The sequence below is a fragment of the Pseudolactococcus plantarum genome (assembly GCF_002441715.1).
Classification (GTDB): Bacteria; Bacillota; Bacilli; order Lactobacillales; family Streptococcaceae; genus Pseudolactococcus; species Pseudolactococcus plantarum.
The window spans coordinates 133,672-145,772 of sequence record NZ_JXJX01000005.1 but is presented as its reverse complement, the minus strand read 5'-3'; the positions used below and the strand labels follow the sequence as shown (position 1 = coordinate 145,772).

At 33.3% G+C, this 12,101-nt stretch carries 14 protein-coding genes; 13 read left to right on the top strand and 1 reads right to left on the bottom strand.

What is annotated here, in order from left to right; genetic code table 11:
- Window positions 1-67 precede the first annotated feature (67 nt).
- The gene (locus RU87_RS04380) at window positions 68-412 is read left to right on the top strand and encodes a bacteriocin immunity protein (protein WP_068161165.1); all 345 of its coding nucleotides are present in this window, start codon (window positions 68-70) and stop codon (window positions 410-412) included.
- A 299-nt stretch (window positions 413-711) separates the two neighbouring features.
- Here RU87_RS04380 and RU87_RS04375 read toward each other — a convergent pair whose 3' ends face one another.
- Window positions 712-1,257, bottom strand: coding sequence for a folate family ECF transporter S component (locus RU87_RS04375; protein WP_068161169.1), 546 nt, complete (start codon window positions 1,255-1,257; stop codon window positions 712-714).
- 452 nt (window positions 1,258-1,709) lie between these two features.
- Between RU87_RS04375 and RU87_RS04370 the strand changes: the two genes are divergently transcribed.
- The 12 genes from RU87_RS04370 (at window position 1,710) to glyA (ending at window position 12,101) form a co-directional block, all read left to right on the top strand.
- Window positions 1,710-2,297 (top strand): TetR/AcrR family transcriptional regulator, encoded by a 588-nt coding sequence (locus RU87_RS04370; protein ID WP_068161172.1) that lies wholly within the window; start codon window positions 1,710-1,712, stop codon window positions 2,295-2,297.
- A 223-nt stretch (window positions 2,298-2,520) separates the two neighbouring features.
- A complete protein-coding gene (locus RU87_RS04365) occupies window positions 2,521-3,459 on the top strand; it encodes an ABC transporter ATP-binding protein (protein ID WP_068161175.1) in 939 nt (312 codons plus the stop codon).
- Window positions 3,460-3,481: 22 nt separating this feature from the next.
- A complete protein-coding gene (locus RU87_RS04360; RefSeq protein WP_068161178.1) occupies window positions 3,482-4,222 on the top strand; it encodes an ABC transporter permease in 741 nt (246 codons plus the stop codon).
- Window positions 4,223-4,224: 2 nt separating this feature from the next.
- The gene (locus RU87_RS04355) at window positions 4,225-5,181 is read left to right on the top strand and encodes an ABC transporter permease (protein ID WP_068161181.1); all 957 of its coding nucleotides are present in this window, start codon (window positions 4,225-4,227) and stop codon (window positions 5,179-5,181) included.
- A 17-nt stretch (window positions 5,182-5,198) separates the two neighbouring features.
- Window positions 5,199-5,552 (top strand): ATP-binding cassette domain-containing protein, encoded by a 354-nt coding sequence (locus RU87_RS04350; protein ID WP_082782141.1) that lies wholly within the window; start codon window positions 5,199-5,201, stop codon window positions 5,550-5,552.
- Window positions 5,553-6,034: 482 nt separating this feature from the next.
- Entirely contained in the window at window positions 6,035-6,355 is a 321-nt protein-coding gene (locus RU87_RS04345; RefSeq protein WP_082782142.1) for a bacteriocin immunity protein, read from the top strand.
- 350 nt (window positions 6,356-6,705) lie between these two features.
- On the top strand, window positions 6,706-7,305 hold the full coding sequence (locus tag RU87_RS04340) for a thymidine kinase (RefSeq protein WP_068161189.1): 600 nt from the start codon (window positions 6,706-6,708) through the stop codon (window positions 7,303-7,305).
- Window positions 7,298-8,371, top strand: coding sequence for a peptide chain release factor 1 (prfA, locus tag RU87_RS04335; RefSeq protein WP_068161191.1), 1,074 nt, complete (start codon window positions 7,298-7,300; stop codon window positions 8,369-8,371). The genes RU87_RS04340 and prfA overlap by 8 nt, the downstream gene beginning before the upstream one ends.
- Entirely contained in the window at window positions 8,368-9,435 is a 1,068-nt protein-coding gene (gene mutY, locus RU87_RS04330; RefSeq protein WP_068161194.1) for an A/G-specific adenine glycosylase, read from the top strand. Before prfA ends, mutY begins: the two co-directional genes overlap by 4 nt.
- Window positions 9,432-10,250: a peptide chain release factor N(5)-glutamine methyltransferase gene (gene prmC, locus RU87_RS04325; protein WP_068161196.1), complete on the top strand. Its 819-nt coding sequence runs from the start codon at window positions 9,432-9,434 to the stop codon at window positions 10,248-10,250. The genes mutY and prmC overlap by 4 nt, the downstream gene beginning before the upstream one ends.
- Window positions 10,237-10,854, top strand: a complete 618-nt coding sequence (locus RU87_RS04320) for an L-threonylcarbamoyladenylate synthase (protein ID WP_068161199.1) — start codon at window positions 10,237-10,239, stop codon at window positions 10,852-10,854. Before prmC ends, RU87_RS04320 begins: the two co-directional genes overlap by 14 nt.
- Window positions 10,851-12,101 (top strand): serine hydroxymethyltransferase, encoded by a 1,251-nt coding sequence (gene glyA, locus RU87_RS04315; protein WP_068161202.1) that lies wholly within the window; start codon window positions 10,851-10,853, stop codon window positions 12,099-12,101. The genes RU87_RS04320 and glyA overlap by 4 nt, the downstream gene beginning before the upstream one ends.

Below are 12,101 nucleotides of genomic sequence, written 5' to 3'. Positions count from 1 at the left end.
GTTTACTTTTTTTAACAATAGTGTTTAAATAATATGTAGGAATAAAAATAGGTGGAGTAGAAAAATTATGAATCAGTTAGAAAAAGAAATTGTCAATGATCTATATAATCAGTTAGCAAAACGTGATACAAAATCGAGTGAGCTGTTAGACATTCTTGACGTATTATTAAAAGTTAATCAAAAACTTGATACAGAAAAAAATCCTGAGAGATTGATCAATAGATTAATTCAATATATTCGGATTACAGCGTCTACAGGAAAAATTAGCTTTTCTTCTGAGGAAGAAAAACTGACGATTCAGTTGAGTGTGATCGGTCAAAAAGCAGGATTAAACGGCTCGTATATGGCTGATTTTTCTGATAAATCACAATTCTATAAATTTGGAGAACAAGTGCCGACTCATAATAGGTAGAGCGATTACAATAAATGATTACAAAAATTGAAATCGGAAATAAAAAAGAGTTGGTAGATGATTTGGTAAACGAACTAATCAAGTATCTAATAGATAATAATTTGCCAGACTGTACGTAATAAACTTTTTAAGTAGAAAAAGCTATTCAGTTATCATGAGACTAACTTGTGACCTTTATGTGAGAAAAATTTTATTCAATTTTAGCCATAGCAAAGTGAAAATCAAAAAAAAACGCCGTTGAGCGTTTTTTTAATACAAATAAGTTTTAGTACTAGAGGCATACTGTGACTTTATGATATTCAAAGTTTCAAAGATTTGAATACGTTTCTTCTCTCTAAAGCGGTAAATATGACCATAATGATGATGATTTGAATAGGAATTAGGGCGATATTTCTAAACAATCTGTTCCAAAAAATGACTTGGAAATTAGTGTTGAATAAAATAGACATCAACCATGAATTAAGTAATAAACTGATTGGTATCATAATGATTAGCTGAGCTAAAATGACAGAGAAAACATTTACTTTTTTACGATAGAGGAATACGCCATTAATGAATCCTCCCAAGAAAGCAGCAATTAGAAAAGCGATTTGGAACGATCCCGAGCCAAACACAGTAAAACAAAGAATATTTGATATCATTTCAAGGACGCCGCCCCAAATAGGCCCATAAATATAACCCATTAAAGCCATTGAAATAAATCCAAATGTAACTGGGGCGAACGCAGGACCAATTGAAATTTTATAAAAAATGACATCCATAGCAAGCAGTAAAGCGGAAACCGAAATAAGCTTTGCATCTAACTTTGGGACTTGAAAAATGTTTTTAGATATAATGTGGTTCATGTTTGATTACCTTTTCTTTTTTATACAATCATTAACAGTTAAGTGGACATAAAAAAACGATGCTTAAATACAACATGTGTTATCGTATACAGCATAGTTTCTAAGTTATTAAAAAAAAGTTCATTTTGACTCTCCTATTGTTTTTTAACAGCCGAATTAGGATCAAACGCTGTTTGCATTTAATTATAACACTTTCGTTTTCTAATGCCTAGTATAGGTTAGAATATCATTAGAAATTTAAGATAGAACCATGGTAACAAAATCTGGGCAAATAAGTTGAGAGTCGCCGTTGTGATTTGAATATAGGATAAAGTGTAACAATGTCAAAGTTGGTGCATTTTATTTTGTGTTTAAAGTAAAATATCAATAAATGAACTAAAATTCATTTATATGTTGATTTGTTTTTATAAATGAACTATAATTCATTTATAACGTTGATAAAGGAGAAGAAAATGAAAAAAGATAATAGAAATAAACTAATTGAGGCAACAGATAAATTATTAGTAACTCGCAGTTTATCATCTATAACTACCAAGGATATTACGAAAGAATCAGGTGTATCAGTAGGAGTATTTTATAATTATTTTGAAAGCAAGGAGGATATCTTTAAAATTTTAGTTAGTAGATTTTTTGAATATTCTTTAGAACAGATGGAGTGCTTAAAAAAAAATATAACTGGTAATAATATTCGGTCTGAGATAAAATTCAAAGAATTTCTGATTAGTGGGATTGATAAAAATTGGGAAAATCAATTTTTGAATAGTGATATTTTACTATTATCAAGAAAAGATTCAGAATTTAAACTTCAAATGTATGATATAAATTTGAAGTTAGAAAACATAATAAGAGAAGTTTTGGTATTGATTCAACCAAACTCAGAAATTAATTTTGATGTAGAAGCGAAAATTGTATTAAATATAATCCAGAATGCCTATCCTGTATTTTCTGATTTTGATTCAGAAGTACAAAAAGAAGAATATATTGAGAAAATAGTTAGAATTGTTTATAGTATTTGTTTTTCAACGATTTCAAAGGAATGATTATGAAAAAATTTGATTTAACAAATGCAGAAAAAAAGCTATAAGCATCTCCTTTTTCATACTGAATGTTTGATATCAAGTGGGAATTTGTGAAAGTTGATGGCACACTTAAAGCTATTATTGAATATAGAAATGAATTGTTTACCAAAGATGAGATAGTGAGATATAAGGACTATTTTATTGACACATTGAAAAATATTATTAGATAAAGAGGTATATATAAATGGAAGATATTTTAACAGTAAAAGAGTTGTCGAAGACTTACAGAAATGGCAGAAAAGCGCTTGATAATTTAAATTTCAATGTTTATAAAGGAGAAATTTTAGGATTTTTAGGGCCTAATGGCGCAGGTAAAAGCACTACAATTAATATTTTATCTACATTATTAAAATGTGATCAAGGCGATATTCAATATTTTAATAATAGTGAATTGACATTAAAAGAAGTCAAACAAAAATTAGGAATTGTACCACAAGAACTAGCCATCTATGAAGATGATACGGCATTTCAAAATGTTAAATTCTTTGCTTCGCTATATGGAGTGAATAAAAATGAAATTGATAAAAAAGTTGAAGATGCATTGGATAAAGTTGGTCTCCAAGAACGAAGAGATGATAAAGCTTCAACTTTCTCAGGTGGGATGAAGAGAAGATTAAATATTGCTTGCGCTATTGTCCATAATCCAGAATTAATTATTTTTGATGAACCAACTGTTGGTATAGATCCACAATCCCGTAATCATATATTGCAGTCTATCCAAAATCTTCGTCAGGAAGGGGCTACTATTATATATACGACCCACTATATGGAAGAAGTACAAGCCATATGTGATAGAGTGATAATCATGGATGGGGGAGTTATATTATTAAATGATAACTTGAACAAAATTTTAGAGGATAATAGTGCTTCTCAATATGCTATCACAACATCACTTAAAATTTCGGAAGAAGTTTTACAAAAAGTAAACGAGTTAGAAGAAGTAAAGAGTCTTGAATTAACTGATGAATCCACTGTTGTTTTAGATGTAGAGGATAACTCATCTCTAAACAGAGTTCTTGAAATGTTAATAGAAAACAATGTGAATATTATTAGTATTGCTGTTCATCAAAATAATCTAGAGGATGTATTTTTATCATTGACAGGTAAGAAATTAAGAGACTAATTTAAAGACGAAGGAGTGTCTAATGTTAACAATTATGAAGCAAGATTTAATAAATCTTTGGAAGAATAAACCTATTATGATGTATTTATTAATATATCCTATTTTACTTATTCCAATCACTGGTTTTGTTTTTAACTCTATTTTTACTGGAGGGATACTAAATTCATATGATTACTATGGCGTTACGATGATGATCTATCTATCAATGGCAACGGTTATTATCTTACCAGAAATGCTTTTTGGTAGTAGCGTAAAATATGCTAATTATCGTATTATATATTCACCAATTCCCAGATACCAAATCTATATGTCTAAATTATCTGTATCTATTCTATTATCTTATTTGATTTTAGCATTCTATACTATTGTTTTTAATGCTACGGGATTTGTCAATTATGGTAAGAGTAACATTGGCTCAATCTTATTATTAGAACTTTTTTTAATAATTTTTTCTATTACATTTGGTGGAGCATTTTGTGTTTTAATCAATAATGAGGATATAGCTACTAAAATTTTAAATTTGGTGATTAATATTATAGCGATTACTTCTGGTCTTTTCTTTCCATTATATATTTTTGGTAAGAGAATTGCCGATATTTCTAATATGTCACCAATTGCGAATGTGTTATCCACTTTTTTTAGCATTATTTACGATCATAATTTTACTAAAATGTACAGTACTATACTTATGTTACTAATTAGTTCTTTCATATTTATATTGATTATACACTTTAAGTATCGACCAGAAATGTTTGGAGAATAAAAATGAATTTTACCATATTAAGACACAATTTTGAAAGATTTTTACGAGAAAAAAAATATTTTATGATTATTATCTTAGTCACGTTTTCTAGTCTATTTGCGACCTCCTATGTTGTGACTATGACAGCTTCTAAGCAACATATTGGTGTATCACAAAGCGCAAAAGAATTGACTAGGATGGATAACGAAAATTTGTCTGTAACAGAAGTTAAAAAAGATAAGGAATATTTTAAAAACATTATTTTAGGAAAGTATGATGCCTATGTGACTAAAGAGTCTGGTAATTATAAAGTAATAACAACGAAAAAATCAGATTTTAGTAAGGCACTTAGTGACTTTTTAAATGAAGGAAAAATCATTAAATCTAAATCATCACAAAATAAAACAATTTTTAAAGTCATATTAACGGTTGTTTCGATGACTTCTATGATTTTATCGTTAATTTTATATAAATTTTATTTTGATGATCGGAACGGTGTGGATAAAAGAATTAATCTTAGTGGCATATCAACAGTATCATACACACTACAACAATTTTTATTTAATTTTATAGTACTATTTTTAATAAATATAATAGGATTGATTATTTTATTACCTTTACTTAACATTGCCTTGTCATGGCAATTAATTTTTACAACTTTTCTGATTGAGATATTTGCTTCAAGTTTTGGTATGATGCTATCAACTTTTACAAGAAAGAACCAAGGTGCTTTGTTGATTGGGACAATGTTGACAGTCTTAACAATGCTATTGTCAGGAGCCTTGTTCACTGCGAAAAAAGGAACTTTACAAGATAAGATACAATATGTGTTTCCACAGCATTACATTGCTGAATTAGGCATGCACTTAGATAACATAAATATCAAATTATATAACACTCTATCTGTAATCATTTGTTATATAATACTGTTTATGTTTATTGCTATTTATTGTCAAATGAAACGAAAAGAGCTAAATTAATACACTAAGAATATAGAATAAGCCAGTTTAGAAGAGACCATATTGGATATATTGCACAAGATTTTGCTTTACTTCAAGATTATACGGTACTTGAAAATCTGCTTGTACCAGTATTGCATCAGAAAAAGCATAAGCAAGAGTATATTCATCGTGCAGGGAATCTTTCAAAGAGATTTGGCTTTAACGATATGCTTAATAATGTTGTCAAAAATATTTCAGGTGGTCAAAAACAACGTGTTGCAATTGCAAGGAGTCTAATGTTAAATCCTGATATGATACTTGCTGATGAGCCAACTACAAATTTAGACCAAAAGAATTTTGAAGTCATTACAACTTTATTTAATCAGTTAAAAAAGAGGGGAAGTCCGTGATTATTGCTTCTCATGATGAACGCATTATTGTATTAGCAGATAAGAGATATAATATTTCAAATTTTAAGTTTGAATTAGTTCAGGATAATAATTTTTAAAGTTTTAAAAAATCCTACTATACGGTACAAGATTTCATAATTATGTATTTTTTTAAAAAAATTTTGCAATGCTATTTATTGAGACTCTTCCGTAAACTACGACATGATAAATTTTGAAGAATAACTACTAAGTTTGATATAAAAATCGGAATATATGAAAAGTATTCAAAGAGAAGTTATTGATTATCATAAATATTTAAAGAAATATACAATGACAAAAATCAAGGGCACAGTACATGAAATAAATTTTTTAGTCTTTAAGTATATCGAGTGATGAGTTATTTGTTTACAAATTTATCTTTATTTGATTTAATCTAGTATAGATATAAAGAGTTTACTCAAGAACATGCTTAAGGTCTTTAAAAATATAGAAACGAGGGAAAAATGGACGATAAATCAAAAGAATTATACAACATGTTAGATTCAGCTTACAATGATCCTGAAATAAAGGGAGAGAAAGAGTTGACAGATTTAATTCTGTCAGCAGCTGATAAACTTGAAAAAGAATGTGACTACGTAGCAGTTATTTCTGATTTATCTCGTGGTATTTCAAAATATTATATGTCTCATAAGATACTCCCTGAAAAAATGGGTAATATCTATGATTATATAAAACCAGATGTAGCACATCATCAATTAGATTCAAAATTATTGAGGGACCAAGCAGTAGCATCTGGATTAATGGCGTCAAGTTATATATTCTAATATCTGATAGACAAATAGTTTTATCGTGTATCGAAGATATAAGATAATTAGGTAAGTGAAATAGAAAAGTGGCTAAATTATAGCTACTTTATTGTTTATTAATGTAAATAGCTCACTAAATGCCTAATTGTAAAAACTATACAGCCCCTCCCTCCCCCACACATTTTCCAAAAATCTAAAAAGAAAAAAAGCTAATATAATGATATAATGAAAGGTAATGACTATTTCTTATAGCTGCCTTTTTTATTTTGTCAATAGGCTTGTGATGAGATAGCAATAGAGAGAATAAACGTTTTGATTATTGAGTGATGATGATATGAGTTGGCGTTTAAAATCAAAGGAGTTAACAGGTGGCACAATTATATTTTAAGTACGGAACCATGAATAGTGGCAAGTCCATCGAAATTTTAAAAGTAGCGCATAACTACGAAGAGCAGGGCAAACCAGTCGTGATTATGACGAGTGCGTTGGATAATCGAGATGAGATCGGTGTGGTTAGTTCTCGCATAGGGATGCGTGGTCAAGCAGTACCGATAGATGATAAATTAAATGTTTATGATTATATCGACGAGTTAGATCAGAAGCCATATTGTATTTTGATCGATGAGGCACAATTTCTTAGCAAAAAAAATATCTATGACTTTGCTAGAGTGGTAGACGAGTTAAAAGTACCCGTCATGGCATTTGGCTTGAAAAATGATTTTCAAAATCAGTTATTTGAAGGTAGTAAACACTTGCTTTTACTGGCTGACAAGATTGAAGAAATTAAAACGATTTGTTGGTTTTGTAGTAAAAAAGCAACGATGGTTTTAAGGACAGAAAATGGCGATCCCGTTTATGAAGGGAGTCAGATTCAAATAGGTGGCAATGAAAGCTATCTGCCTGTTTGTCGTAAACACTGGTTTAAACCAGACTTAGAAAAAATGAAGGAAATGATAAAAGATGTTTGACCAGTTACAAATTATGGCAGATCGCTATGAGGAATTAGGTGGATTGCTAAGTGATCCAGAAGTTGTCAGCGATACAAAAAGATTTATGGCCTTATCAAAAGAAGAGGCTTCACTACGTGAAACGGTTGCTGCTTATGAACGCTATGTTGAAGTGACAACTGGTATTTCTGACGCTGAGGAGATGCTGTCTGACGCCAGTTTAGATGCTGATGAAGCGGACATGTTTAAGGAAGAGTTGAAAGCCTTAAAGAGTGAGAAAAACGAACTTGAAGAAGAGATCAAGATTCTACTCTTACCTAAAGATCCAAACGATGAGAAAAATATTATTTTGGAAATACGTGGTGCAGCAGGTGGGGATGAAGCAGCGTTATTTGCTGGCGATTTACTTGGCATGTATCAAAAATACTCTGAAAATCAAGGTTGGAAATTTGAAATACTAGAATCAAATGTCACTGAAATTGGTGGGATTAAAGAAGTGTCTGTCATGATTTCAGGGAATTCAGTATACTCAAAATTGAAATATGAAAGTGGTGCACATCGCGTGCAACGTGTCCCAAAAACTGAAACACAAGGTCGTGTACATACCTCGACGGCAACTGTACTTGTCATGCCTGAGATAGAAGACTTTGATATCAACATCGATCCAAAGGATTTAAGAATAGATATCTATCACGCCTCTGGTGCTGGTGGACAAAATGTCAATAAGGTTGCGACTGCCGTACGTATGGTGCATATTCCGACTGGTATCAAAGTTGAGATGCAAGAAGAGCGTAACCAACAAAAAAATAGAGATAAAGCCATGAAAATTATTAATGCGCGTGTCTATGATCATTTTGCACAAATCGAACAAGATAAAAATGATGAAATGAGAAAATCAACGGTTGGGACAGGAGATCGTTCAGAGCGTATTCGTACCTATAATTTCCCTCAAAACCGTGTGACAGATCACCGGATTGGCTTAACTTTACAAAAATTAGATGCCATTATTTCAGGTAAGCTTGATGAGGTGATTGATGCCTTAATCTTATCTGATCAGACGCAAAAATTAGAGGCATTAAAACAGTGATCACATGGTATGACAAAACAGGTAAGTTACTTGAGCAAGATGTTGTTGCGTTTAGGGCGACCTTATTAGCGTGGTACGATCACAATGGTCGAACTCACTTACCTTGGCGCGTGGATAAAGAACCTTACCATATCTGGATTAGTGAGATTATGTTGCAACAAACGCAAGTGGAGACGGTGATTCCGTATTATGAGCGTTTTTTATCTGCCCTACCAACTGTTGCGGCATTAGCTAACGCAGATGAAGCGGTATTACTGAAATTATGGTCAGGACTTGGCTACTATTCTCGTGTCCGAAATATGCAAAAAGCTGCCATCCAAATTATGACGGAACATGGTGGTGTTTTTCCAAGCACTGCAAAGGACTTACAAACTTTATCAGGAATTGGGCCATATACAGCGGCAGCGATTGCGAGTATTAGCTTTGGGGAGGTCGTGCCAGCGCTTGATGGGAATATGTTCCGCGTTTTTGCGCGTTTACTAAAGATAGATGCGGATATCGCCCAACCAAGTTCTAGAAAATTATTTTATACGCGTATCTTACCCATTGTCGATCCAGTAAGACCTGGTGATTTTAATCAGGCAATTATGGATCTTGGGACATCACTCATGCGTGCCAAAGCTGAGACGAAAAGTGAGTCGCCATTTGCTAGGTTTAATCTCTCTTTTCAGGATGGGACAGAATTAACTTATCCGATCAAGTCAAAAAAAGTCAAGCAGATACCTAAATTTTATGCTGCCATTATTTCTGAAACCAGTGGTGCTCTAGCTTATGAGCAACGGCCAAAAACGGGCTTGCTGGCTAACTTTTGGACTTTTCCTTTACTTGAATTTGACTCATGGGATGCTATATATGATGGTGTTAGTGCGCAGTATCCGGATGCAAAACAGCTGACGATTTCTCCTGTTACTCATCTCTTTACGCATCAAAAGTGGCAAGTGATGCTCGTACAAGTCGATAAAATCGAAGAGAAGTGGACTTATCTCACAGATGAGGCGTATGACGTTTTGCCACAAACAACTTTACAATTAAAACTACAAGCTGCCTTGAAAGAGATGCAATGACCTATTTACAAATATTTCAAAAATATGAAAAACAGTTGGCACGTCCTGAAGAATTACGCTATGTTTATCGATACAAGAAAAACTTAACCTATACTGAGTTTATCTTGCTATTAAACTCGGAAAGTTCAGACGAGGATTTAGCCTTCATTGCTGCCATCTTTGAGCGATTATTAGTAGATGAACCAGCACAATATATCGTTGGAAATACTGAATTTTGTGGCTTAACACTAACTGTTGATGCACGTGCTTTGATTCCACGTCCAGAAACGGAAGAGTTAGTGCACTTGATCTTAGCTGAAAACACTGCAGAAAAAGAGATTAAGCTACTAGATATCGGCACTGGTACTGGTGCGATTGCCTTATCAATTGCTAAAGCAAATCCAGAGTGGGCAGTAACAGCTTCAGATATCTCCTCAGATGCCCTGAGTTTAGCACGAGAAAATGCTGAGTTGAATAAGATCTCAACAGTCTCATTTACCCAATCAGATGTGTTTAGTAATCTTTCAGGTTGCTATGATATTATTGTATCTAATCCCCCATATATTGCTGAGTTTGAAAAAGCAGAGATGGCAGATAACGTCCTAAACTATGAACCACATCTCGCTTTATTTGCAGCACAAGATGGCTTAGCTATCTATGCAAAAATTGCAGAAAATGCTAAAAAATATCTAGCAACTAATGGAAAAATATATTTAGAAATTGGCTATTTACAAGGACAAGCTGTCAGTCAACTGTTTCAAATGCAGTTTCCTGACAAACGTATCAGAATCATCAAGGATCTAAGTGGAAAGGACAGAATGATTGCAATCGACTAAACTACTCACACCAAAAGACGTAGCTAAAGCAGTAGGTTTATTAAAAGCAGGTGAATTAGTTGCATTACCGACCGAAACAGTTTATGGTTTATTTGGTTTGGCACTCGATGACAAGTGTGTTGAAAAAATCTATCATGTTAAAAATAGAAGTCTTGACCATGCGCTGAATTTAAACATTGCTAGCTTTGAACAAATGACTTTTTTTTCCAAAAATCAACCAAAATATTTGGAAAAGTTGTATAATAAATTTATGCCTGGCAGTTTAACAGTGATTTTGGAGGCTAATGATAGAGTTCCATCTCTTGTCAATAATGGGATGTCAACAGTTGGCTTTCGGATGCCAGACAACCAAGCGACACTTGAAATTTTGCGTCAAACAGGACCAATGGTTGGCCCATCTGCCAACCTGACAGGAAATCCCAGCCCTAAAACGGCTGATGATGTCCTACATGATTTAAATGGTCTGATTGCCGCAGTTTTGAAAGATGATGCGAATATCTCTGGAGTTGACTCCACAATCATTGACTTGACAGGCGAGATGCCGACGATTCTGCGCCAAGGTGCGCTGACACTTTCCCAAATTAATGAGGTGATAAAAGGATGATTTTCGACCAGTCTAACTATGAAGCTTACGATCAAGAACTGTGGGATGCTATTCACGCAGAAGAGCGTCGTCAACAACAAAATATAGAGCTTATTGCTTCTGAAAATGTTGTATCAAAAGCTGTGATGGCAGCTCAAGGCACACTTTTAACAAATAAATACGCTGAAGGCTATCCAGGTAACCGTTACTATGGTGGTACAGAATGTGTAGATATCGCTGAGAGCCTTGCGATTGAGCGTGCTAAAGAAATCTTTGGTGCAAAATTTGCAAATGTACAACCTCACTCAGGTTCACAAGCTAATGCAGCAGCATACCTAGCTTTGATTGAACCAGGTGACACTGTTATGGGACTTGATCTTGCAGCAGGTGGACATTTGACACACGGATCACCAGTGAATTTCTCAGGTAAAACTTACCACTTTTTCGGTTACAATGTAGATAAAGAAACAGAATTACTAGACTATGATCAAATTTTGGAACAAGCAAAAGAAGTTAAACCTAAATTGATCGTAGCGGGTGCATCAAGCTACTCTCGTACAATTGACTTTGCAAAATTCAGAGAAATTGCTGACGAAGTTGGCGCAAAACTCATGGTGGATATGGCACATATTGCTGGCCTTGTTGCAGCAGGATTACATCCAAATCCAGTACCATATGCAGATATTACAACATCTACAACACATAAAACATTACGCGGACCACGTGGTGGCCTAATCTTGACTAATGATGAAGCGCTAGCTAAGAAAATTAACTCAGCGATCTTCCCAGGTATCCAAGGTGGCCCATTGATGCATGTGATCGCAGCGAAAGCAGTCGCGTTTAAAGAAGTTTTAGATCCTGCTTATAAAGATTACCAAACACAAGTCATTAAAAACAGCCAAGCTATGGCTAAGACTTTTGAATCAGCAGGTCTTCATGTTATTTCTGGTGGGACTGACAACCATATGTTCATGCTTAACGTGACAGGATTTGATATTAACGGTAAAGAAGCACAAAATCTACTAGATACTGTGTCAATTACCTTAAATAAAAATGCTGTCCCATATGAAACACTAAGTCCATTTAAAACATCTGGTGTCCGTGTTGGTTCAGCAGCTATCACATCACGTGGATTTAAAGAAGATCAAGCTATTCAAGTCGCAGAATTTATTATTCGTGCATTCAAAAATAAAGATGATCAAGCCGTACTTGACCAAATCAAAGCTGATGTTGTTGCTTTAACAGATGAATTCCCATTATACGATTAA

Bases quoted from the DNA above. Each gene is read 5' to 3' on its own strand.
- glyA (WP_068161202.1), top strand. From the start codon at position 10,851: ATGATTTTCGACCAGTCTAACTATGAAGCTTACGATCAAGAACTGTGG.
- RU87_RS04355 (WP_068161181.1), top strand. From the start codon at position 4,225: ATGAATTTTACCATATTAAGACACAATTTTGAAAGATTTTTACGAGAA.
- RU87_RS04365 (WP_068161175.1), top strand. From the start codon at position 2,521: ATGGAAGATATTTTAACAGTAAAAGAGTTGTCGAAGACTTACAGAAAT.
- RU87_RS04360 (WP_068161178.1), top strand. From the start codon at position 3,482: ATGTTAACAATTATGAAGCAAGATTTAATAAATCTTTGGAAGAATAAA.
- RU87_RS04380 (WP_068161165.1), top strand. From the start codon at position 68: ATGAATCAGTTAGAAAAAGAAATTGTCAATGATCTATATAATCAGTTA.
- prmC (WP_068161196.1), top strand. From the start codon at position 9,432: ATGACCTATTTACAAATATTTCAAAAATATGAAAAACAGTTGGCACGT.
- RU87_RS04375 (WP_068161169.1), bottom strand. From the start codon at position 1,257: ATGAACCACATTATATCTAAAAACATTTTTCAAGTCCCAAAGTTAGAT.
- prfA (WP_068161191.1), top strand. From the start codon at position 7,298: ATGTTTGACCAGTTACAAATTATGGCAGATCGCTATGAGGAATTAGGT.
- RU87_RS04345 (WP_082782142.1), top strand. From the start codon at position 6,035: ATGGACGATAAATCAAAAGAATTATACAACATGTTAGATTCAGCTTAC.
- RU87_RS04370 (WP_068161172.1), top strand. From the start codon at position 1,710: ATGAAAAAAGATAATAGAAATAAACTAATTGAGGCAACAGATAAATTA.